Below are 24,021 nucleotides of genomic sequence, written 5' to 3' on the forward strand. Positions count from 1 at the left end.
GCCCAAAGCGATCTGACCGAAAATGCCGCAGGCGATGCCGCCCCACACGCCGCACAAGCCATGCAACGGCCACACCCCCAACACATCGTCGATGCGCCATTTGCCTTGGGCCGCGGTGAAGCACCAGACAAACAGCGCCCCCGCGACGGCACCGGTGACCAGCGCCCCCACAGGATGCATCAGGTCGGATCCGGCACAGATTGCCACGAGCCCCGCCAAAGGGCCGTTGTGCAGAAAGCCGGGGTCGTTGCGCCCGACAATCAGCGCCGCCACCGTACCGCCAACCATGGCCATCAACGAGTTCACCGCCACCAGTCCGCTGACACCTTGCAGGGTTTGCGCGCTCATGACGTTGAAGCCGAACCAGCCAACGATCAGGATCCACGAGCCCAGTGCCAGAAACGGGATGCTCGATGGCGCGAACGCGACCAGCCGACCCTCGCGATAGCGGCCATTACGCGGCCCGAGCAACAGCACCGCCGCCAGTGCCAGCCAACCGCCCATGGCATGCACCACCACGGAGCCTGCGAAATCATGGAAACCGGCGCCAAAGCGTTCCAGCAACCAGGCTTGCAAACCCAGGTTGCCGTTCCAGACAATGCCTTCGAAGAACGGATAGATGAACGCGACGATCAACGCGGTTGCACACAACTGAGGAGCAAACCTGGCGCGCTCGGCGATCCCCCCGGAAATGATCGCCGGGATCGCCGCGGCAAAGGTCAGCAGGAAGAAAAACTTCACCAGTCCATAACCATGGTCGGCATTGAGCACGGCCGCTGGCTGCATGAACGTCACGCCATAGGAAATCCAATAGCCTATAAAGAAGTAGGCCAGTGTCGAAACGGCGAAGTCGCTGAGGATTTTCGACAACGCATTGACCTGGTTTTTCTGTCGCACGGTTCCGACTTCGAGAAAGGCAAAACCGGCGTGCATGGCCAGAACCATGACCGCACCGATCAGAATGAACAGCGTGTTGGAGCTATGGACCAGGGTGTCCACAGCACTTTGCAGATTTTCCATGGAATGGGCAGACCTTATGGCAGAAAAAAGCACCAAAGCAGTTCGCGATGGCTGCCCATGCACCAAGTTGCAGCTTCAAGGCATCAGCGTACTGATCCCGTTGAACCACTTTGGCGCACGGACGCCGCCCAGGAAAAACGCGCCCCGGCCTTTTACGCGAGTTTTTGATTGTTGGTCCTACGGTTTTACTGAAATCATGCCCGGCATTAGCGCAATGGTGCGCACCGGCGCACCAAGACTCAGCAAAAGTTGTACCAGTCATTTGTACTGAACCTTCGTCGAAGGCTCATACTCGAACGCATCAGAAAGCCACTTAAGGAGATCCACCATGGCCCGCACACAGGCAAAGACCGCCCAAGAAATCCTGATGAACGACTTTCAGACACTGGTCAGTGACACCGAGCGCTTGCTGGAGCACACCGCGACCCTGGCCGGCGATCAGGCCGACGAGTTGCGCGAGCAGATTCACGGCAGTCTCTTGCGTGCCCGTGAAACCCTGAAACTGACCGAAGATTCCCTGCGCGAACACGGCAAGGCTGCTGTCACCGCCACTGAAGACTATGTCCAGGCCAACCCTTGGCAATCCGTCGGGATCGCGGCCGGCGTGGGTTTCCTGATCGGCCTGCTGGCCAGCCGGCGCTGATATGTCGATCGGCGAATCCGGCCCGTCCGTGACGGGAACCAGCTCCTCATCGCGGCGCCTGGGTGCTGCCTTCCTTGGGTTGCTGCACAGCCATGTCGAACTGTTCGGCATCGAATTGCAGGAACAAAAAGCCCGCACCGTCAGCCTGCTGCTGTTTGCCGGCCTGGCGCTGGTGTTTGCGTTGCTGCTGCTGGTAGGGCTGTCGACGCTGGTGCTTATCCTGTTCTGGGACACCTATCGCCTGACCGCCATCATCGGGCTCTGCGTGTTCTACTCCCTCGCCGCCATATTCTGTGGAATGCGCTTGAGAGCGGCGATTTTCGATGAGTCCTCGCCCTTCCATGGCACCCTGGAAGAGCTGGCCAACGATCGGGAGCGCCTGCTGCCATGAGCCTGCCTGAATTGCCACACAACAGCTCGCGCGCGGAAATGCGCAAGGCCCTGATCCGCCTGCGCATGGAAATGCATCGTCAGGAAATCCGTCACGAGTCCGCGCAACTGCTGCAACCCTTGCAACGGGTGCGCGGGATGACGCAAAACCTGCAGGACGGTTTCGGCATCAAGCACGCTCCACTCTGGGGCGTAGCTGCCGTTACTTTGCTGGGCTTTCTGACCGGAAAGGGTGCGAAAAACGGGGGTGGCCTCAGCAGCCTGACCCGGCTGATCCGTCTCGGCACCACACTGGGGCCGCTGATCAAACTGATCATGCAGGGCTCTTCGCGCAAAGACTGATCAGTTTCTTTCTGGCTGCATCCTTGCTACATCGACGGGATACGCCCCTCTATCGGGGGGGCGCAATCCTGTGCGTCTACCCGGTCAACAGGCCCCCTCTAAAAAAAGATCTTACAAGGAGGCCTCGATATCGACGCCGCCGGGTTGTAGTTCCGCTTGCAGGTCATGGCGCGAAACGGGAAGCTAGGCCATCAGACACCTGACGGAGAGACCCGCCTTGGATTGGCACACACTGCTTACCCGCGAACGCCTCGGAAAACCTCTGCACAGCCCTGAAGAACTCGGCCGCAGCCCTTTTCACAAAGACCACGACCGCATCATTTTCTCGGGGGCTTTCCGCCGCCTCGGGCGCAAGACCCAGGTCCATCCGGTGTCCAGCAATGATCACATTCATACGCGCCTGACCCACTCGCTGGAAGTCAGCTGTGTGGGTCGTTCGCTGGGCATGCGCGTCGGCGAAACCATCCGCAGGACTCTGCCCGAATGGTGCGAACCCAGCGATCTGGGGATGGTGGTGCAATCGGCCTGCCTGGCACATGACATCGGCAACCCGCCGTTCGGCCATTCCGGTGAAGACGCGATCCGCCATTGGTTCCAGCAAGCCGCCGGCCGCGGCTGGCTGGATGCCATGAGTGAGGCCGAGCGCAATGACTTCCTGAATTTCGAAGGCAATGCCCAAGGCTTTCGGGTACTCACTCAACTGGAGTATCACCAGTTCGACGGCGGCACCCGCCTGACCTATGCAACGCTGGGCACGTACCTGAAGTATCCATGGACAGCCAGGCACGCCGACTCGCTGGGCTACAAGAAACACAAGTTCGGCTGTTATCAGAGCGAGCTGCCACTGCTGGAGCAGATCGCCCATAAACTCGGTTTGCCACAACTGGAGGAGCAACGTTGGGCGCGGCACCCGCTGGTGTACCTGATGGAGGCCGCCGACGACATCTGCTATGCGCTGATCGACCTGGAAGACGGCCTGGAAATGGAGTTGCTCGAATATGCCGAAGTCGAATCCCTGCTGCTGGGCCTGGTGGGCGATGACTTGCCGGAGACCTATCGCCAGCTCGGTCCCGACGATTCGCGCCGGCGCAAACTGGCGATCCTGCGCGGTAAAGCCATCGAGCACTTGACCAATGCCGCGGCCCGCGCCTTCGTCGAGCAACAGGATGCGCTGCTGGCCGGTACGCTGCCCGGCGATCTGGTGGAACACATGCACGGTCCCGCCAAGCGTTGCGTACTCAATGCCAAGGACATGGCCCGCAAGAAAATTTTCCAGGACAAGCGCAAGACCCTGCACGAGATCGGCGCCTACACCACGCTGGAAATCCTGCTCAACGCCTTTTGCGGTGCCGCGCTGGAGCAGCACAACGGGCGTACGCCGTCGTTCAAGAGCCGCCGCATCCTTGACCTGCTGGGCAACAATGCACCCGATCCTCACGGCCCGTTGCATACCTCGTTTTTGCGCATGATTGATTTCATAGCCGGTATGACCGACAGCTATGCCAGTGACATGGCCCTGGAAATGACCGGCCGTGCCAGCCACTGAGGTGAATGGATTGATCAGCCATTACGGCATTCGTTATGGCCGATCCCCCCTTCAACATCCAACAGCACTCAAGTTTCGTCGAATCGCCCTACAGCACATGGCGAGCAAACTGATCGCTTGCCCGGAACGCTCGCGAAACAATCGCCCTCCCTTCTGTTCGACAGATGAAGTGTTCCCCATGGCCGAAGACGATCTACACATCCTCGTGGTAGAAGACCACCCCTTCCAACTAATAGCCACTCAATACCTGCTGGAAAGTTATGGCTTCACCCGACTGACGACCACCGACAGCGCAAAAGGCGCCGTGCAGCAAATGCTCGAGGCCGATCAACCGTTCGACATCCTTTTATGCGATCAATGCCTGCCCGATCTGAAGGGGCTCGATCTGGTCCGGTTCGCCAGCCAGCGAGGGCTGATTAGACAGGCAATCATTCTGAGTAGCCTGACGACCTCTGAACTGGATGAGCTTGAAAAAACGGCCATTTCACATGCGCTGCCATTATTGGGTTACTTGATAAAACCACTGAAACAATCTGAATTTAGAGACTTGTTGACCTCAGCACAACTATAAAAAAAACACTTATAAAAACCAGCAAACATACAAAACAAAACTTACCAACAACCCCCTTTAAATCGCACCCAAATGCTGGACTTTTTTCAGCCTTCCTAATAAGAAACCTAGTTAATGCGTAGTCCTATTCTTTTTAATATGTAGGATTTTTCCTATATTGCTGCTACAGGTCAGTCAGTTCATGCGCCCCTTCAACTATCTGAGCTATGGTGCGCGCTTTATTTGAGCTCGTATGGGACTTGATTATGAACTCCGTTTTTATTGTCGACGATCACCCCGTTATCCGCCTTGCCGTTCGAATGTTACTGGAACATGAAGGTTACAAAGTCGTCGGCGAAACTGACAATGGGGTCGACGCCATGCAGATGGTTCGCGAATGCATGCCGGACCTGGTCATTCTCGACATCAGCATTCCAAAACTGGATGGTCTGGAAGTGCTGTCCCGATTCAATGCAATGAGCACCCCCCTTAAAACACTGGTACTGACAGCACAATGCCCGACACTTTTCGGTATTCGTTGCATGCAATCGGGCGCATCGGGCTATGTCTGCAAACAAGAGGACATCAGTGAACTGGTCAGCGCCATAAAAGCGGTATTTGCAGGTTACAACTATTTCCCCAGTGAGGCCTTGAACCCCGTCCGCGGAGATGAAACACGCTGCATCGAACTGGAACTGTTCAAATCGGTAAATGACCGGGAACTGATGGTCTTGCAACTTTTTGCCCAGGGCCGCACAAACAAGGAAATCGCCAAGGGCATGTTTCTGAGCAACAAGACCGTAAGCACCTACAAAAAGCGCCTCATGCAGAAACTCAAAGCCAAATCCCTGGTTGAACTGATCGAGATGGCAAAACGTAACGCGCTAGTGTGAGAATCTGGATGCCCAGCCGTTTGAAGGTCTATCTGATTCAACTGACCGCAGGTCTATGCGTGAGCACCTCGTTGTTCGGGGCACCGGGCAATGAAAACTACACGTTGCTCAGCCGCTCGAAGGTCGGAGCGCTGGAGGTTCGGCTGGATGAATCCCAGCAACAATGGATAACACAAAAAAAACAACTGACGCTCGGTACGTCGGCCCCGGACTACCCCCCATTCGACCTGACCACCAGTGGCCGGGACTATGAAGGGTTTACCGCCGATTACGCCGGTCTCCTGGAAAAAGTAACCGGTTTGCCCGTCACGGTTCAGCGTTTCGATTCCCGAGGGGCCGCGATCGCTGCGCTGGAGAACGGCGATGTCGATCTGCTGGGCACCGCCAATGGATTCGAAGCCGGCAATGCTGACATTGCCCTGTCCATACCCTATGCCGTCGACCAACCCGTACTGGTGACCCGCGAAGGGGAAACCCGATCCCTCACCGATGGTCTGGCCGGATTGCGCCTGAGCATGGTGTATCACTACTTGCCGCTGGCGGAAGTCAAGGCGTTGTACCCGAAGGCGATCATCACGTCCTATCCGTCTTACCAGAATGCGATCAATGCCGTTGCTTTCGATCAGGCGGACGTGTTTCTCGGTGACACCATTTCAACTCACTACATGATCAACAAGGGGTACCTGAACAACATCCGCATGGCCAACTTCGGCAAACATGAAGCCTTTGGCTTCAGCTTCGCCGTCAACCGGAACAACCCCGAACTGCTCGGCATCATCAACGCGATGATCACGGCCATCCCCTCCAGTGAACGGGAAAACATCGCCAAACGCTGGAGCGCCGGCAGCGACATTCTGCTGACCGATCAAAAGCTGCAACTCACCGACCGGGAGGAACGCTGGCTGAGCCACCACCCGATTGTGCGCGTTGTCGTCAACGAAGCCTTTGCGCCACTGACATTTTTCGATAGCAATGGCAACTTTCGTGGCGTCACCGCGGATCTGCTTGAGCTGATCAGGCTGCGTACCGGCTTGCGCTTCGATATCCGGAGCAGTCGAAGCGATGACGAGATGATCCAACAGATCAAGGACAACAGGGTAGATGTGATTGCCGCGTTGCTCCCCAGCGCCGAACGTCAAACCCAGCTGAACTTTACCCGCCCCTTTCTGGAAAACTCCTACGTCCTGCTGACCCGCAAAGCAGCCGACAGCCCGACCAACCTCGCGCAGTTGCAGGACAAGCGCCTGAGCATTGCCCGCGGCAATCCACTCATGGATTACCTGCGCAGAGAGTTTCCCCGGATCAAGTTGATCGAAACCCCGGACACCTTCAGCGCCGTGGAGTTACTTGCCGAAGGCCAGGCCGAGGGCGCGGTGAACTCACTGGTCATTGCCAATTATTTCATTTCCTCGCGACTGTTCGAGCACACATTGCAAATCAGCACCACCATCGGCACCGAACAGGCCGCGTTTTCCCTTGCCACCGCTCGGGGCGCCAAGGAGCTGAACGCCATTCTCGACAAGGCGCTGCTGAGCATCTCGCCGGAAGAACTGGGCATCATCAACAGTCGCTGGCGCGGCTATTCGGCGTCCTCGCAAAGCACCTGGCGCAACTATCAAAGACTGTTCTACCAAATCGTCATCGGTGCAGGCGTGCTGTTGCTGATTTCCGTTGCGTGGAACGACTACATGCGACGCCAGATCAAGCAACGCAAGGCGGCCGAGCGTGCGCTGAACGATCAATTCGAGTTCATGCGATCGCTGGTCAATGGCACACCCCATCCGATCTACGTGCGTGATCGCCAGGGGCTGCTGCAAAGTTGCAACGACAGTTACCTGCAAGCGTTCTGCGCCCGGCGTGAAGATGTCATCGGCAAAAGCGTCATGCAGGGATCGATGAGCAATGTGTTCGAAGCCCGGGAGTACCAGGCCGACTACCAGCGCGTGGTGGCCGAGGGCAGACCGTTGATCGTCGATCGCGAGCTGCACATTGGTGGCCGGCGACTGACGATCTACCACTGGATTCTTCCCTATCGGGATTCCAGCGCAAAAGTGCAAGGCATTATCGGTGGCTGGATCGACATCAGCGAACGGCGGCAACTGCTCGATGATCTGCGTTGCGCGAAAGAGCGCGCCGATAACGCCAACCGGGCCAAAAGCACGTTCCTGGCCACGATGAGCCATGAGATCCGCACACCGATGAATGCAATCATCGGCATGCTTGAACTGACACTCAAGCGTCTTGATCATCAGCACCCGGAGCGTCCGGCCATCGATGTCGCCTACCACTCGGCGAAAGGGTTGCTGGAATTGATCGGCGACATTCTGGACATCGCCAGAATCGAATCAGGCCGATTGAGCCTGAGTCCGGAGCGGGTCAATCCGGGTGAACTCGTGACCTCGGTCACGCGGATTTTCGAAGGCCTGGCCCGACAGAAGGAACTCGAACTGGTGCTGGAGTTTTCATCGGCGAACCCGAACTTCGATGTGTTGCTGGATCCGTTGCGCTTCAAGCAGGTGCTGTCCAACCTGATCAGCAATGCCATCAAGTTTACCGAACAAGGTCAGGTCCGGGTCATTGTCGACCTGCACCCGGCAACGCAACCTGAGCGTGTTCAGATGCGGCTGCAGGTTCACGACAGTGGTATCGGGATCAGCGAACAGGATCAACAACGCCTGTTCGAACCCTTCGCCCAGGCCGACCACGCCATGCAATCGGCCAGGGGAGGCGCAGGGCTGGGGCTGGTGATCAGCCGCAATCTCTGCGAGATGATGGGCGGCAGCCTGCAATTGCACAGCGAGCCGGGCATCGGCACCCAAGTGGAGGTGTTGTTGCAGCTGGAGACGTTGCCGCTGCAACAGTTGGCCCAAGTTGTCGAAACCCAAGTCGTCGTCGCCACAACCCCATTGAATGTTCTGGTAGTCGACGATCACTCGGCCAATCGATTGCTCACATGCCAGCAACTGGAGTTTCTTGGGCATCGATTCACTGTCGCGGCCGATGGACAGGAGGGATTGGAGGCATGGAAAGACCAGTCTTTTGATCTGGTGATCGCCGATTGCAACATGCCGGTCATGAACGGTTACGAGCTGGCACGTGCCATTCGCCAGCATGAGCGACAATTCCATCGCCCTCCCTGTACCGTTCTTGGTTTTACCGCCAATGCCCAACCGGAAGAAATACAACGCTGCAAACAGGCAGGAATGAACGACTGCCTGTTCAAACCCCTCAGCCTCGGGGCCTTGAGTCAATGGGTGCAAGGCATTGAACCCACCCATGCAGCCCCGGCGTTCAGCCTTCACGGATTGAAACAGCTGACCGGGGGCAACCCGGTGTTGAACCGACGATTGCTGAACGAACTGGTGAGCAGCAACCGCCAGGATCTGCCGACGCTGTTGTCGCTATCCAGCTCAGGGGATACGCAAGCGCTGCGAGACATTGCCCACAAAATCAAAGGCGCGGCCCGGATAGTTCAGGCCTCCCGCCTGATCGACTGCTGCGAGGCACTCGAAGCCGCCTGCCATGAGGATTTCGATCGCGAAGAAGTGGCCGGATGCTGTAAATCCATGGAGCGCGTAATGCTTGAGCTGGAGGACGCATTGCTACGTCAGATCGAGCATTACGACCAAGGCAAAATGCCAGAGCCTTAACTATGCTTGGTCCCTCGGCAGTGTGTTGACCATCATGGAGAAACCCGCAATGCCTGACCCACTGCGCACGGATCCACGAAGGTTTCCGCTGCATGTCCATATCAGCGTGATGTTCACCTTTTTGTTGTTGCTGACCGGGGTGGTGCTGGGGCTTTTCAACTACCGGCAAACCACACAGATCATCTTGTCCAGCAGTGAAAAACTCTTCAACCGCATCGAGCAGGATGTCCGGCTGGACCTGCACGCGACCTATGACCCCATTCGTCATCTGTTAAGCCTGTTGGCACTCAATCCGGCGGGCCAGTCCCCTGATCTGGAACAACGCCTGGCACTGCTCGAACCGTTCAGCCAGTCACTCGAGGACAACCCCAACCTGGCTTCGCTGTACCTGGGCTACGACAATGGCGACTTTTTCATGGTCCGCCCGCTGCGTACCCCAGAGGTCAAAAACCTGGTCAAGGCCCCGGACACGGCGGTTTACCAGGTCTGGAGCATCGAGCACGACAGCAGCGGGCAGGCCCACTCCCAGTCGTTGTTTTTCGACCGGAACCTGACACTTGTCAGCCGTCAGGACAACCTGAACGACACCTACGATCCTCGCAACCGCGCCTGGTTTACCAGCGCCCGCGTCGACAATGCCCAGATCACCACCGAACCCTATATCTTCTTTTCCACCCACAACATCGGCACGACGCTGGCACGACGTAGCGGTGACAAGGCAATCCTGGCCGCTGACCTGACCCTGGCCGAACTCAGCGCGACCCTGGCCAAGCACGTCGTGACCCCCAATACCGAAATCGTCCTGTTCGATGCCGAAGGCAATGCCATTGCCTACCCGGACAGCCGCAGGCTGATCATCGATGATCAGACGTCCCGTCTGATCAAGGCGGCGGACCTGAGCCCCAGCCTGGGTGCGTTGCTCAACAGTCCCCCTCAGGGCAGTCGCCTGAACGCCAGCGGCCGGCAGTGGATCGTGGCCCGCGGCAGCATGCAGGAAGGCGGCCCCCAAGGCCTGCAACTGGCGCTGCTGGTGCCGGAAGACGAGTTGCTCGTCGACGCGTACCGGATGCGCTGGCAAGGTGCGCTCATTACCCTGGCTACCCTGCTGTTATGCGTGCCGCTGGGTTGGCTGACGTCAAGAGTTCTGGTCAAACCCTTGCGCGCACTGGTGCAGGAGGCCGATGCGATTCGCAGTTTCGATTTCAATTTTCCGCTTTCCCGTCGCTCGCCGGTGCTCGAAGTCGACCAATTGAGTGTGTCGATGGCACGGATGAAAGACACCCTGGCGAGCTTCTTCCAGATCACAGACAGCCTCAGCGCCGAAACCCGTTTCGCCCCGCTGCTGGAACGGGTGTTGTTTGAGACCGTGAAAATCGGTCAGGCCCAGGCCGGCCTGATCTATTTGCGCGAAGGTGACGGCGAGCACATGGAACCCCATGGACTGGTCATCAACAACACCGCCGAAAACCTGCAAACCTTCGACATCAGCGGACACTCGCTCAAGAACCCGCAAAGCCCCCCATGGCTGCACCAGTTGGCCAACGTCGACACTGTCGTCAGCAACCTGGGTTTCGAGCAGGCGGGTGACCTGCAGAAAATCCTGCTCGCCCTGGAAAGTCCCCGGGTCCATCTGATCGGTATCCGCCTGCACAATCGTCACAACGAAACCGTGGGCGTGCTGGTATTGCTGTTGGCCGACAGCGGCGCGCAGAGCGATCTGGACAAACTGCGGCCGGACCGCATTGCGTTTCTCAAGGCGGTGTCCGGCGCGGCCGCCGTGTGCATCGAGAGCCAGCGCCTGCAAGCCCGGCAAAAACAGCTGCTGGACGCCTTCATTCAACTGCTGGCCGGCGCCATCGACGCCAAAAGCCCCTACACCGGGGGCCATTGCCAGCGCGTTCCGGAACTCACCCTGATGCTCGCCCAAGCGGCGGCAGACAGCCAGGAGCCCGCCTTCAGCGCTTATCAGCCAACCGAAGATGAATGGGAGGCACTGCACATCGCCGCCTGGCTGCACGATTGCGGCAAAATCACCACCCCGGAATACGTTGTCGACAAAGCCACGAAACTGGAAACCCTGACCGATCGCATCCACGAAATCCGTACCCGTTTCGAGGTACTCAAGCGTGATACCTGGATCAGCTACTGGCAGGCCATTGCCCTGGGCGGCGACGAGCCAGCGCTGGCGGAAATGCGCAATGCCAGCCTGGCCGGGCTGGATGATGATTTCGCCTTCGTGGCCCGATGCAATCTCGGCGGTGAAGCCATGGCCGACGCTGACCTGCAACGCCTGCGCTGCCTGGCTGAACGCACCTGGACCCGAACCCTGGATGACCGGTTGGGCGTGTCCTGGGAAGAAAACCGGCGTCAGGCCCGAACGCCCGCCCCTACCCTGCCCGTCAGCGAATCGTTACTGGCGGACAAACCCGAGCATCTGTTCGAGCGCAGCGATAACGAAGTGATACCGCAAGACAATCCCCTGGGCTTCAAACTCGACGTTCCACCCCACAAATACAACCGGGGCGAGCTGTACAACCTGAGCATTGTCCGGGGCACACTGACGAGCGAGGAGCGTTATGTCATCAATAACCACATCGTTCAGACGATCCTGATGCTCAACCATCTGCCGTTCCCCGAGCACTTGCGCAACATCGCGGAAATAGCCGGCGGGCATCACGAAAAAATGGACGGCACCGGGTATCCGAAACGCTTGAAGCGAGAAGAAATGAGCCTGCCGGCGCGGATGATGGCGATTGCCGATATCTTCGAAGCCTTGACGGCCGCCGACCGCCCCTACAAAAAAGCCAAGACCTTGAGCGAGGCGCTGGGCATCATGGCGTTGATGTGCCGTGATGCCCACATCGACCCGGAGGTGTTCGGGCTGTTCATCAAGACACAGCTCTATCTGCAGTACGCCAGGCGCTTCCTCGACCCCGGGCAGATCGATGCGGTGGACGCCTCGGGCCTGCTGGCCAAGGCCGGCCTGGCGTCTTGATCAGCAGTCGGTCAGGCGCAGGAAAATCGCCGCCAGTTGTTCGATTCCAGCCTGGTCCTGCGCGGTGAAACGCGCGAGTTTCGGACTGTCGAGGTCAAGCACGCCGATCAATCGGCCGTCCTTGACCAGCGGCACCACCAATTCGCTGTTCGAGGCGCTGTCGCAGGCAATGTGACCGGGGAACGCGTGCACATCTTCGACTCGTTGAGTCTGCCGGGTGGCTGCCGCCGCTCCGCAAACGCCGCGACCAAACGGAATCCGTACACAAGCGATCTGCCCCTGAAACGGGCCCAGCACCAGTTCTTCATGACGGTTGAGGTAGAAACCGGCCCAATTCAAGTCATCGAGTTGGTTGAACAGAAACGCCGAGAACTGTGCGGCATTGGCGATGAAATCCCGCTCGTCCGCCAACAAGGATTCAAGCTGCGCCTGCAGCATGCCGTAGCCTTCGAGGCCTTGGCCGCTCTTTTGTAAATCGATCATGCCTTGTGCTCCAACAGCTTCAGCCCGACCCAATAACGGGCAAATTGATAGGCGCAACGCCCATTGCGATTGCCTCGGCCGGTGGCCCAGCGCACCGCCAGAATGTCCAGCTCCTCGGTGCGCTGCCACGCCAGTCCGGCCTTGCCAGCCAACTGGCCGATCCAGTGCTCGACGACGTCGAGGAAGTGTTCCTGGGTAAACGGATAGAACGACAGCCACAAACCGAAACGGTCCGATAGCGCGATCTTGTCTTCCACCGCTTCGCTCGGATGCAGTTCGCCGTCAACCCGTTTCCAGTTTTCGTTGTCACTTTCCTTTTCCGGCACCAGGTGGCGACGGTTGGACGTGGCGTACAGCAAAACGTTGTCCGGTGCCTGTTCCAGCGAGCCATCGAGGACACTCTTGAGCACTCGGTAATCACCCTCGCCCGACTCGAACGAGAGGTCATCGCAAAACAGCACGAAACGCTGGGGCAGCTTGCCGATCTGTTCGACCACCCGCGGCAGGTCCGCCAGGTGATCACGTTCAATCTCGATCAAGCGCAAGCCGGCTTGAGCGTGCTCAGCCAACAAGGCGCGCACCAGCGACGACTTGCCTGTGCCGCGCGAGCCCCAGAGCAAGGCGTGGTTGGCCGGCATGCCATCGAGGAACTGTTGGGTATTGCGCCCAAGCTGCTCGACTTGCCGGTCGACGCCGATCAGGTCCGACAAACGCATGTCGAGGCTGACCTCCAGCGGCATCAGATAACCGCCGCGCGACTCACGCTGCCAGCGCGCGGCCAGGCATTGCGTCCAGTCGATGGCTGGCCGGGGGGCCGGCAGCAACGGCTCGATACGGGCCAGAACGGCATCGGCACGTTCAAGAAAAGCATTCAATCGGGAATCCACGACTTCTCCTCGGGCTCGTTCACAGTAATGATGGTGATACAGCGACGAAACACAGCGTCACACAAGCGGCGGCTCCCACAATACAGGCCTCGCGAGAACATCAGCAGGCAGGCATGATCGACTATGCTTGAGCAGCGAAAGGAAACGGAAGTGGTTCACCCCCCCATGGACATCAAATTCACCAACCGGCTGTCATTCAAGCAAGCCCGGCTTACCGTGCTGGTCGGTTTCATTCTGGGTACGCTGCTCAGCCTGCTGCAAATAGGCATCGATTATGCCAGTGAAGACGCCTCCATCAATCGTGAAATCCTTTCATTGCTGGAAATCAGCCACAACCCGGCCTCGCGAATCGCGTACAACATCGACGCCGAACTCTCCAAGGAACTGACCCAGGGCCTGCTGCGCTCACCGGCGATCATTGGCGCGAAACTGACCGACAACAACGGCACCGTGCTGGCCAACGTCAAGCGGCCCGGCGTGGAAAACGGTTACCGGATGCTCAGTGACTTCCTGTTCGGCGCCAACCGACAGTTCGAAGACCGGCTTTACCTGGATCATATGCCCAACGAATCCCTGGGTACGCTGCGCCTGAGCGTCGACACTTACGCCTTCGGCGACCGGTTCCTGCGCCGGGCCGAAGTGACCCTGCTCAATGGCTTCGCCCGCAGCCTGCTGCTGTCCGGCATTCTGCTGGCGCTGTTCTATGTGATGCTGACCAAACCCCTGGTACGGGTCATCCGTGAACTCAGCGGTCGCGACCCGAGCAGCAACGAATCGACCTCACTGGAGTGCCCCTCCGGGCACGCCAACGATGAGATCGGCGTGCTGGTCAAGGCTGCCAACCAGCAATTCAAGAACATCGCCACCGAAATCCAGCAGCGGCGCAACGCGGAAAACCGCCTGACCGAGTATCTGGGCCAACTGGAAAACATCGTCTCGGCCCGCACTGCCGAACTCAAGGCGATCAACGCCCGGCTGAGCCAGTCCAACGAGGAACTGGAAGTCGCGCGCAGTACCGCCCTTGACATGGCCGAAGCCCGCTCGGTGTTCCTGGCCAACATGAGCCATGAAATCCGCACCCCCCTCAATGGCTTGCTCGGGATGATCGCGCTGTCCCTCGACGGACCGCTGAACCCCGAACAACAGCAGCAACTGTCGATCGCCCATGACTCGGGCAAAGTGCTGGTGGAATTGCTCAACGATATTCTCGATTTGTCGAAGTTCGATGCCGGCCAACTCGAACTCGAACACATCCCCTTCGACCTCGGTTCGCTGATCGAAGACACCGCCAACCTGTTGTCACAGAACGCTGCCCCCAGCGTCGAACTGACCTGCCTGATCGACCCGGATTTCCCGGCACTGGTGCTCGGCGATCCGACCCGGGTGCGGCAGATCGTCAGTAATCTGCTGTCCAACGCGTTGAAGTTCACCCGTTTCGGACGGGTCGACGTGCGCCTGTCGACGTTCGGCGATGGCGTCAGGATCGAAGTGTGCGACACCGGCATCGGCATCCCCCAGGATGCCCAGGTCAAGATCCTCCAGCCTTTCACCCAGGCCGGCGCCGGTATTACCCGACAATTTGGCGGTACCGGGCTGGGCCTGGCCCTGACCTACAACCTTTGCGAAGCCATGCAGGGGCGCCTGACGATCAGCTCCGAGGCGGGGTTTGGCAGCCAGTTCTGCGCGGACTTGCCATTGCCCGGTCATACCCGTGCAATACCTGCTGTTTCGCTCAAGGGCAAAGTCATTGCCATCACGGCCGCCAGCAGCGGGCTGGGGGAAATGTTGAACAGCTTGTTGCCTGTCTGGGGGCTGGACTATGAACGGCGTTCCATCGATGACCCACTGCTTGGCCTGACAGCCGACGTGCTCATCACCGACTGCCCCGAATGCCTGTTCAATCTGCGCCCCAACCTCAGCGCGCCGATCCTGCTGATTACCGCGTATGGCAACTTCATGCCCGGCGAAGAGGTCAACGCCCTCGCCCCCCTGCAACAACAGGCCCGCCCCTTGGCCCGCAATACGCTGCTTCAGACGTTGCGGCGGATCCTGCAACCGCAAACCCACCCGGTCAACGAGGCCCGACTCGACACGCAATGCCCGCAACGCCGCGGGAGCGTACTATTGGTGGAAGATAATCCGGTCAACCAGTTGGTGGCCAAGGGCATGCTCGGCAAACTCGGCTGCGAGGTCACCACCGCGGCTCATGGTGGCGAGGCCCTTGACCAGCTCGAGCAACGGGAATTCGACCTGGTGCTGATGGACTGCAACATGCCGGTGATGGACGGCTATGAAGCCAGCCGGCAAATCCGCCGCAGCGGACGCTGGCCTCAACTGCCCATCGTCGCCCTGACGGCCAACGCCATGTCGGAGGAGCGCGAACGCTGTCGTGCCGCGGGCATGAGCGACTACCTGGCCAAACCCTTCCGGCGCGAAGAACTGGCCGCCCTGCTGGACCTGTGGATCCCCCCTACGACAGTGCCTTGATCTGCCCCAACAGGTGATCGAGACCATCGCGCAACTCGTTTAGACGATTCAGATCGACCCCACTGTCGCACAACAGGCGCGCCTTGAGCGGGCCGACCCGGTCGCGCAAGGCCGTGCCGGTTGGCGACAGGCTCAGGTGCACTTCACGCTCATCGCGCGCAGAACGCTGACGCTGCACCAGTTGCAGTTGTTCCAGGCGCTTGAGCAAGGGTGTCAGCGTGCCGGAATCCAGGGCCAGGCGCTCGCCCAATGCCTTGACGGTCGGTTGCTCCGGGGCCGCTTCCTGCCACTCCCACAACACCAGCATCGCCAGGTACTGAGGGTAAGTCAGGCCCAACTGATCGAGCATGGGCTTGTAGGCGCGAATCACCGCCCGGGAAGCCGCGTACAACTTGAAACACAACTGGCTGTCGAGCTTCAGGGAATCGACTGACAAGGTATTCATTTGAGCAGGGCTTCGATCTCGCGGGTCAGGTCCTGCGGCTTGGTCGCCGGAGCGAAGCGCTTGACCAGTTGCCCGTCCTTGCCGATCAGGAACTTGGTGAAGTTCCACTTGATGCCCTGGGAACCCAGCACCCCCGGTGCGCGCTTTTTCAATTGCACGAACAGCGGATGGGCATCGGCACCGTTGACGTCGATCTTTTTGAACAGCGGAAAGCTGACACCGAAGTTCAGCTCGCAGAACTCGGAGATCGCTCCTTCGTTACCCGGCTCTTGCTTGCCGAACTGGTTGCAGGGAAAGCCGAGCACCACCAGGCCCTGGTCCTTGTAGGTTTGCCACAGCTCTTCCAGGCCCTTGTACTGCGGAGTGAAACCGCACTTGCTGGCGGTGTTGACCACCAGCACGGCCTTGCCGGCGAAATCCGCCAGGGTCTTTTGCTCACCCTTGATCGTGGTGCAAGGGATGCTCAGCAGGTTGTCGCTCATGTTTGAGGTTCCGAACGAATGGAAGAACCAACAAAATAGCGAGCAATTGAATTGTGTGCAATTTAAATTATCGAACGCCAATCCACTGTAGGAGCGAGCTTGCTCGCAATGGACCAGAGAACAACTCGGGGCACCAGGCTTCCCGCGTTATCGTTGACGACCATCGCGAGCAGGCTCGCTCCTACAGGGCTCGCATTACTCGCGGGGCACCAGTTCCAGGCACACCGAATTGATGCAATAGCGCAGGCCCGTCGGGGGCGGGCCGTCGGGGAACACGTGGCCAAGATGCGCGTCGCATTTGGCGCAGACCACTTCGGTGCGGATCATGCCGTGGCTGACATCGCGGATTTCGGTCATGGCGCTGTCGCCGATCGGCGCGTAGAAACTTGGCCAGCCGCAACCGGAATCGAATTTGGTGCTGGAGTCGAACAGCGGTTCGCGGCAGCAGATGCAGTGGTAGATGCCGTCGGTCTTGGTGGCGTTGTATTTGCCGGAAAACGGACGTTCGGTGCCTTTGAGGCGGCACACGTTGTACTGCTCCGGGTCGAGCATCGCCTTCCATTCTTCCAGGGTTTTTTCCAACTTTTCCATCATCACACCTCAGCGGCTGAAAAAGCCCGATCTGTACCTTTTCCACGGATCGGGCGGCACGTATGATTGCGCCTCGTCAAACGCCAGTCTGGCAGCCAGACCACGCGCATTCAAACGGAAATATGGGTGCTGCATCTCAAGGCGTCAGGCCTGTGTGAATACGCAGGATTCCCAGCACGGTTGCCCAAACGCCGTCTGGATCGTTCATTTTCGGGAACACATCGCCATGCAGGTCAGCAAATCGAACAAGCTCGCCAACGTCTGCTACGACATTCGCGGCCCGGTGCTCAAGCACGCCAAGCGCCTGGAAGAGGAAGGCCATCGCATCCTCAAGCTGAACATCGGCAACCCGGCGCCCTTTGGTTTCGAAGCACCGGATGAAATCCTCCAGGACGTGATCCGCAACCTGCCGACCGCCCAGGGCTACAGCGATTCCAAGGGCCTGTTCAGTGCGCGCAAGGCCGTCATGCAGTACTACCAGCAAAAGCAGGTGGAAGGCGTCGGCATTGAAGACATCTACCTGGGCAACGGCGTTTCCGAACTGATCGTGATGTCGATGCAGGCGCTGCTCAACAATGGCGACGAAGTGCTGGTGCCAGCGCCGGACTATCCATTGTGGACCGCAGCCGTGAGCCTGTCTGGCGGCAATCCGGTGCATTACCTGTGCGACGAGCAGGCCAACTGGTGGCCGGACCTGGCTGACATCAAGGCCAAGATCACCCCGAACACCAAGGCCCTGGTGATCATCAACCCGAATAACCCGACCGGCGCGGTGTATTCGAAGGAAGTGCTGCTGGGCATGCTGGAACTGGCCCGCCAGCACAACCTGGTGGTGTTCTCCGACGAGATCTACGACAAGATCCTCTACGACGACGCCGTGCACATCTGCACCGCCTCCCTGGCGCCGGACCTGCTGTGCCTGACCTTCAACGGTCTGTCCAAGTCCTATCGCGTGGCCGGTTTCCGTTCCGGCTGGATCGCCATTTCCGGCCCGAAACACCACGCCCAGAGCTACATCGAAGGCATCGACATGCTGGCGAACATGCGTCTGTGCGCCAACGTACCGAGCCAGCATGCGATCCAGACCGCCCTGGGTGGCTATCAGAGCATCAATGACCTGGTGCTGCCCCAGGGCCGCCTGCTGGAGCAACGCAACCGCACCTGGGAGTTGCTCAACGACATTCCGGGCGTGAGCTGTGTCAAGCCGATGGGCGCGCTGTATGCGTTCCCGCGGATCGACCCAAAGGTCTGTCCGATCCACAACGACGAAAAGTTCGTCCTCGATCTGCTGCTCTCCGAAAAGCTGCTGGTGGTTCAAGGCACCGCGTTCAACTGGCCATGGCCAGACCACTTCCGCGTCGTGACCCTGCCCCGTGTCGATGACCTGGAAATGGCCATCGGACGCATCGGCGGCTTCCTCAAGTCCTACCGCCAATAAGCGGTCCGTCACCGTGCGACGCCCCCGAAACGTCGCACGGTGATTCATCCGGCAACATTTGTTTGCATTGCGCCACTGGCAGTCGCTTTTTCGCTGCCGGACAGCGCCTTGCCTGCTCGCGCCTAACAAAGGCAGGGCCTTCGACATGAATTGACTGACAAACACTTCCCGCATACTTGTCGGAAATGCCCTGCAAGCAGCTAGACTGTTGCCGTAGGACACAGTTTGAAATAGTCACCCGGTTGAATACCCCGGTGCAGCACCTTATATACCCCGCAGTACGCTACATCTTTAGCTTGAGGAGATTTCTACAACCATGATGCGCATCCTGCTGTTCTTGGCCACTAACCTGGCGGTCGTGCTGATTGCCAGCATCACCCTGAGCCTTTTCGGCTTCAACGGGTTCATGGCGGCCAATGGGGTTGATCTCAACCTCAATCAGCTGCTGATTTTCTGTGCGGTCTTTGGTTTCGCAGGTTCGCTGTTCTCGCTGTTCATCTCCAAGTGGATGGCGAAGATGAGCACCAGCACCCAGATCATCACCCAGCCACGCACCCGTCACGAGCAATGGCTGCTGCAAACCGTCGAGCAACTGTCCCGCGAAGCCGGGATCAAGATGCCCGAAGTCGGTATCTTCCCGGCCTACGAGGCGAACGCCTTCGCCACTGGCTGGAACAAGAACGACGCATTGGTCGCGGTCAGCCAGGGTTTGCTCGAGCGTTTCTCGCCGGATGAAGTGAAAGCCGTACTGGCCCACGAAATCGGCCACGTTGCCAACGGCGACATGGTTACCCTGGCGCTGATCCAGGGCGTGGTAAACACCTTCGTGATGTTCTTCGCACGGATCATCGGCAATTTCGTCGACAAGGTGATCTTCAAGAACGAAGAAGGCCAGGGCATCGCCTACTACGTGGCGACCATCTTCGCCGAACTGGTTCTGGGCATCCTGGCCAGCGCCATCGTCATGTGGTTCTCGCGCAAGCGCGAATTCCGTGCCGACGAAGCCGGTGCAAACCTGGCCGGCACCGCCGCGATGATTGGTGCCCTGCAACGCCTGCGGGCGGAACAAGGGCTGCCGGTGCACATGCCCGACACCCTGAACGCCTTCGGCATCAACGGTGGCATCAAGCAAGGGTTCGCTCGCATGTTCATGAGCCACCCGCCGCTGGAAGAGCGTATTGATGCGCTGGCTCGTCGCCGGGGCTAAGAGGCTCTACCTTGAATAGAAAGGCCCGCAGCGATGCGGGCCTTTTTTTGTCTGCTAATTATTAGTGTGTGTGAGGGCCTCATCGCGAGCAGGCTCACTCCTACAGGTGATTTGTGAACGATGCAGACCCCTTGTAGGAGTGAGCCTGCTCGCGATGAGGCCAGAACTGTCGCTACAAATTACCGCGTGGAAACCCGATACACCCGCTCCTCCAGCCGCGTAACACCCGCCTCCAGGAATTTCCCGCTCTCGCTCAACACATCCTGATCTTCCAGGATCTTCAGCGCCCATGAGTCCCCGAACAACCGCAGCACCTCATCATCGAGTACAGCAAACGGCGGGCCGGGCATTTGCGCCTGGTCATAGTCCAGGGTAATCAGCAGTCCAAGGGATTCCTTCGGCAGTATCCGCTTCAAATGGGCGGCATAGCGCTCTCGCATTTCCGCCGGCAGTGCGATCAACGCCGCGCGATCATAAAGCGCGGAGCAATCGGCAACATCACCTGCCGTCAGCTCGAAGAAATCGCCGCACCACAGCTCAATGGAGCCTGCCCGATAGACCTTGAACGGCCCCTGCTCGCTGACGGCTGGATCAAAGCCATGTTCGCTGAAAAACTCCTCGACGGCTTTTTCCGACAGTTCGACTCCCAGGACCTCATGGCCTTGATGGGCGAGCCAGAGCAAATCCAGGCTTTTTCCACATAACGGCACCAACACGCGCGCGCCTTCTTCAAGGCTTAACGCTGGCCAGAACCGTTTCAGATGAGGGTTCACCTGCGGCAGGTGAAAGCCGATCTGGTTCGCCGCCCATTTCTTGTGCCAAAACTCCGGCTGCATAAATAACCCCGAAAATTCGATCAAAACACCCTAAAACTTATATTAGATTTAGATTAATGATCTGACTGAAGATGTTGCATCTTAACTCTCAGGAGCTCATTCATGTTCCCCAGCCTGTACATATCCCACGGCTCCCCCATGCTCGCCCTGGAACCCGGTGCCAGCGGGCCGGCACTCGCTCGCCTGGCGGCCGAAATACCGAAGCCCAAAGCCATCGTGATTGTTTCTGCACACTGGGAAAGCAATGAGTTGCTGGTCAGCGGTAACCCGCAACCGGAAACCTGGCATGACTTCGGCGGCTTCCCCAAAGCCCTGTTCGAAGTCCAGTACCCGGCTCCCGGCGACCCACGACTCGCCGCAGAGGTTGCCGAGTTACTGAAAACCGCTGGTTTTCCTGCACGTATCGACAGCAATCGGCCTTTCGATCATGGTGTCTGGGTGCCTTTATCGCTGATGTACCCGCAGGCAGACATCCCGATTGTCCAGGTTTCGCTGCCCACCCGTGGCGGCCCCGCCCTGCAGACCCGCGTCGGCCACGCGCTGGCCAGCTTGCGCGAGCACGGCGTGCTGCTGATCGGTTCCGGCAGCATCACTCACAACCTGCGGGAACTGGACTGGCATGCCGGCCCCGAGAGCGTTGAACCCTGGGCTCTGGCATTTCGCGACTGGATGATCGAGAAACTCGCCGCGAACGATGAAGCCGCGCTGCATGACTATCGCGCGCAGGCGCCGAACGCTGTACGCAATCATCCGAGTGATGAGCACTTGTTGCCGCTGTACTTTGCCCGGGCCGCGGGCGGGCAGTTCGGGGTTGCCCACCTGGGGTTCACCATGGGCGCGCTAGGGATGGACATCTACCGCTTCGGTTAACCCAAGAACCGAGTCGCCCCCATCGCGAGCAGGCTCGCACACAGGGGGGGGATCGCATTCCAATGTGGGAGCGAGCCTGCTCGCGATGGCTGCAACACCATTCGAACGCCGAACACAAATCAACAGACAAAAAAATCCCCGAACCAGTCGGGGATTTTTTATGTTCGATCAATCAGCTCGAGAGCGGATCAATCTTCGCGGTAGCGACGCAGCTTCAACTGCTTGCCGGCAACGCGAGTGTCCTTCAGCTTGGTCAGCAACTTTTCAAGACCATCTTCCGGCAGTTCGACGAGGCTGAAGCTGTCACGCACCTGGATGCGACCGATCGCTTCACGCGCCAGACCACCTTCGTTGAGGATGGCACCCAGCAGGTTCTTGGCGGCGATACCGTCACGCGCACCCAGCGCGGTACGGCAACGTGCACGGCCTTCGCCCAGCGGCATTGGAGCACGACGCTCGCGGTCACCACGCTCAGGACGATCACCGGAACGCTCTGGACGATCGCCACGCGGTGCGTTGTTCGGCACCAGTGGACGTTCTTTCTCGATAGCGGCCAGGTTCAGCGCTTGACCGTTGGTTGCCTTGCGCAGCAGGGCAGCAGCCAGGGCACGCGGGCTGCAACCGATGTCGGCGGTCAGACGATCGAGCAGATCACCGTGAGTCGATTCGGCCTCGGCCACCAGCGGCGACAGGCTGTTGGTCAGTTTCTTGATGCGCGCATCCAGAACGGCTTGAGCGTCCGGCAGGCGAACTTCAGCAACCTTTTGACCGGTTACACGCTCGATCACTTGCAGCATGCGGCGCTCACGAGGAGTCACCAGCAGCAGTGCACGACCTTCGCGACCGGCACGGCCGGTACGGCCGATACGGTGAACGTAGGACTCTGGGTCGTACGGCATGTCAACGTTGAACACGTGAGTGATGCGCGGAACGTCCAGGCCACGAGCGGCAACGTCGGTCGCCACAACGATGTCCAGACGGCCATCCTTGAGGGAATCGATCACGCGCTCACGCTGGTTCTGGGCGATGTCACCATTCAGCGCAGCGGCTTTGTAGCCTTTGGCTTCCAGGGCACTGGCCAGATCCAGGGTCGCTTGCTTGGTGCGCACGAACATGATCAGGGCGTCGAAATCTTCCACTTCCAGCAAGCTGAGAACGGCCGAAGTCTTCTGGTCAGCATGAACCAGCAGGTGAGCCTGCTCGATCGCGGTAACGGTCTGGGTCTTGCTCTGAATCTTGACGTGCTTCGGATCGCGCAGGTGGCGTTCGGCGATGGCACGGATCGATTGAGGCAAGGTTGCCGAGAACAGTACGGTCTGACGGGTTTCCGGCATGGCCTTGAAGATGACTTCCAGGTCGTCCATGAAGCCCAGTTTGAGCATTTCGTCGGCTTCGTCGAGAACCAGGTGGTTCACGGTCGCCAGTACTTTTTCGTCGCGACGCAGGTGGTCGCACAGACGGCCCGGAGTGGCGACAACAATTTGTGCGCCATTACGGATTGCTTTCAATTGTGGGCCCATCGGCGCGCCGCCGTAGACAGCCACAACAGTCACGCCCGGCATTTGCTTGGCGTAGGTTTCGAAAGCGGTTGCAACTTGTAGCGCCAACTCACGAGTTGGGGCCAGGATCAGAGCTTGCGGCTCGCGCTTGGACGGATCAATGCGGTGCAGAATTGGCAGGGCAAAGGCAGCGGTTTTACCGGTACCGGTTTGCGCCTGACCAATCATATCATGACCGGCGAGAATGATCGGGATCGACTGCTGCTGAATGGCCGAAGGCTCTTCATAGCCGGTAGCGACTACTGCAGCGACAATATTTGGATGAAGTTCAAGAGCGGCGAAGCCGCCGATTTCCTGGGTCATGGGTCTGCCTCTAAGTGCATCCGCAAAGACCCATGCTCCAAAGCTGCACATGCCGTGTTGAGACTCAAGAGTCGCCCTGGCAGCTTTGTCGGCGGGGATTTGCGAAAACGAATGAATGAAAAGAATCGTCAAGGAAGAGTCCGCTGGGCGGACGTGCAGCCGAAGCTGGCTTCGGGGAATTGCGCTACCTAAACGCGGCCCGGTTAAAGGCCGGCGCGCACTATACCGGAATTCGCCCAAAAAGGGAGCTTTTTTTATCGGAAATCCACCGAATACACCGTTGTGTAACAGGCTTTGCGAATAATCGGTCAGCCGTCTATTTTTCAAAGGCCCGGCCTTGCGGGTGATGGCGCTAAAACGGTTCACCCTTTGCCGTGCAGACCGCCGGTCTGGCACGCCTTTCC

At 58.9% G+C, this 24,021-nt stretch carries 20 protein-coding genes; 12 read left to right on the top strand and 8 right to left on the bottom strand.

All coding sequences use genetic code 11. From position 1 onward, the window contains the following. Positions 1-1,020: ammonium transporter (locus tag BSF44_RS19670; protein ID WP_095944928.1), on the bottom strand; the 1,020-nt coding region annotated here is incomplete at its 3' end. Between the two features lie 328 nt (positions 1,021-1,348). Between BSF44_RS19670 and BSF44_RS19675 the strand changes: the two genes are divergently transcribed. The 8 genes from BSF44_RS19675 to BSF44_RS19710 all read left to right on the top strand — a co-directional run bounded on the left by BSF44_RS19675 (position 1,349) and on the right by BSF44_RS19710 (position 12,029). Next, positions 1,349-1,663, top strand: coding sequence for a YqjD family protein (locus tag BSF44_RS19675; protein WP_095944929.1), 315 nt, complete (start codon positions 1,349-1,351; stop codon positions 1,661-1,663). A gap of 1 nt (position 1,664) precedes the next feature. Then, entirely contained in the window at positions 1,665-2,054 is a 390-nt protein-coding gene (locus tag BSF44_RS19680; RefSeq protein WP_095944930.1) for a phage holin family protein, read from the top strand. After that, complete coding sequence (locus BSF44_RS19685; RefSeq protein WP_095944931.1) at positions 2,051-2,395, top strand: hypothetical protein; 345 nt, start codon at positions 2,051-2,053, stop codon at positions 2,393-2,395. Before BSF44_RS19680 ends, BSF44_RS19685 begins: the two co-directional genes overlap by 4 nt. Before the next feature lie 217 nt (positions 2,396-2,612). Continuing rightward, on the top strand, positions 2,613-3,941 hold the full coding sequence (locus BSF44_RS19690) for a deoxyguanosinetriphosphate triphosphohydrolase (RefSeq protein ID WP_008049102.1): 1,329 nt from the start codon (positions 2,613-2,615) through the stop codon (positions 3,939-3,941). A gap of 178 nt (positions 3,942-4,119) precedes the next feature. Then, a complete protein-coding gene (locus BSF44_RS19695) occupies positions 4,120-4,512 on the top strand; it encodes a response regulator (RefSeq protein WP_095944932.1) in 393 nt (130 codons plus the stop codon). A gap of 245 nt (positions 4,513-4,757) precedes the next feature. After that, positions 4,758-5,384 carry a response regulator transcription factor gene (locus BSF44_RS19700; protein ID WP_008002663.1) on the top strand — a complete coding sequence of 209 codons (627 nt, stop codon included), beginning with the start codon at positions 4,758-4,760 and terminating at the stop codon, positions 5,382-5,384. Positions 5,385-5,392: 8 nt separating this feature from the next. After that, the gene (locus BSF44_RS19705; protein WP_095944933.1) at positions 5,393-9,034 is read left to right on the top strand and encodes a transporter substrate-binding domain-containing protein; all 3,642 of its coding nucleotides are present in this window, start codon (positions 5,393-5,395) and stop codon (positions 9,032-9,034) included. A 49-nt stretch (positions 9,035-9,083) separates the two neighbouring features. Continuing rightward, on the top strand, positions 9,084-12,029 hold the full coding sequence (locus BSF44_RS19710) for an HD domain-containing phosphohydrolase (RefSeq protein ID WP_095944934.1): 2,946 nt from the start codon (positions 9,084-9,086) through the stop codon (positions 12,027-12,029). Here the strand turns inward: BSF44_RS19710 and BSF44_RS19715 are convergent, their stop codons facing one another. Together BSF44_RS19715 and BSF44_RS19720 are read right to left on the bottom strand one after the other, a co-directional pair. Then, on the bottom strand, positions 12,030-12,512 hold the full coding sequence (locus BSF44_RS19715) for a GAF domain-containing protein (protein ID WP_095944935.1): 483 nt from the start codon (positions 12,510-12,512) through the stop codon (positions 12,030-12,032). Then, positions 12,509-13,399 carry an ATP-binding protein gene (locus tag BSF44_RS19720; RefSeq protein WP_095944936.1) on the bottom strand — a complete coding sequence of 297 codons (891 nt, stop codon included), beginning with the start codon at positions 13,397-13,399 and terminating at the stop codon, positions 12,509-12,511. Before BSF44_RS19720 ends, BSF44_RS19715 begins: the two co-directional genes overlap by 4 nt. Before the next feature lie 123 nt (positions 13,400-13,522). Between BSF44_RS19720 and BSF44_RS19725 the strand changes: the two genes are divergently transcribed. Beyond that, positions 13,523-15,886, top strand: coding sequence for a response regulator (locus BSF44_RS19725; protein WP_095944937.1), 2,364 nt, complete (start codon positions 13,523-13,525; stop codon positions 15,884-15,886). Here the strand turns inward: BSF44_RS19725 and BSF44_RS19730 are convergent. From BSF44_RS19730 to msrB, 3 genes are all read right to left on the bottom strand, one after another. Beyond that, a complete protein-coding gene (locus BSF44_RS19730; protein ID WP_095944938.1) occupies positions 15,870-16,331 on the bottom strand; it encodes a MarR family winged helix-turn-helix transcriptional regulator in 462 nt (153 codons plus the stop codon). The genes BSF44_RS19725 and BSF44_RS19730 overlap by 17 nt on opposite strands. Then, a complete protein-coding gene (locus BSF44_RS19735) occupies positions 16,328-16,813 on the bottom strand; it encodes a glutathione peroxidase (RefSeq protein WP_056727098.1) in 486 nt (161 codons plus the stop codon). The genes BSF44_RS19730 and BSF44_RS19735 overlap by 4 nt, the downstream gene beginning before the upstream one ends. Before the next feature lie 195 nt (positions 16,814-17,008). Further along, entirely contained in the window at positions 17,009-17,404 is a 396-nt protein-coding gene (gene msrB / locus BSF44_RS19740; RefSeq protein WP_095944939.1) for a peptide-methionine (R)-S-oxide reductase MsrB, read from the bottom strand. A 226-nt stretch (positions 17,405-17,630) separates the two neighbouring features. Between msrB and BSF44_RS19745 the strand changes: the two genes are divergently transcribed. Next, entirely contained in the window at positions 17,631-18,842 is a 1,212-nt protein-coding gene (locus tag BSF44_RS19745; protein ID WP_007973513.1) for a pyridoxal phosphate-dependent aminotransferase, read from the top strand. A 316-nt stretch (positions 18,843-19,158) separates the two neighbouring features. Further along, positions 19,159-20,049: a protease HtpX gene (htpX, locus tag BSF44_RS19750; RefSeq protein WP_007973520.1), complete on the top strand. Its 891-nt coding sequence runs from the start codon at positions 19,159-19,161 to the stop codon at positions 20,047-20,049. 179 nt (positions 20,050-20,228) lie between these two features. Here the strand turns inward: htpX and BSF44_RS19755 are convergent, their stop codons facing one another. Further along, positions 20,229-20,885: a thiopurine S-methyltransferase gene (locus BSF44_RS19755; protein ID WP_095944940.1), complete on the bottom strand. Its 657-nt coding sequence runs from the start codon at positions 20,883-20,885 to the stop codon at positions 20,229-20,231. 102 nt (positions 20,886-20,987) lie between these two features. Between BSF44_RS19755 and BSF44_RS19760 the strand changes: the two genes are divergently transcribed. Further along, positions 20,988-21,755: a class III extradiol ring-cleavage dioxygenase gene (locus tag BSF44_RS19760; protein ID WP_095944941.1), complete on the top strand. Its 768-nt coding sequence runs from the start codon at positions 20,988-20,990 to the stop codon at positions 21,753-21,755. A gap of 188 nt (positions 21,756-21,943) precedes the next feature. Here BSF44_RS19760 and BSF44_RS19765 read toward each other — a convergent pair whose 3' ends face one another. Next, the gene (locus BSF44_RS19765; protein ID WP_007973525.1) at positions 21,944-23,617 is read right to left on the bottom strand and encodes a DEAD/DEAH box helicase; all 1,674 of its coding nucleotides are present in this window, start codon (positions 23,615-23,617) and stop codon (positions 21,944-21,946) included. Positions 23,618-24,021 lie beyond the last annotated feature (404 nt).

This window comes from Pseudomonas sp. ACN8, assembly GCF_002303925.1.
Taxonomy (GTDB): domain Bacteria; phylum Pseudomonadota; class Gammaproteobacteria; order Pseudomonadales; family Pseudomonadaceae; genus Aquipseudomonas.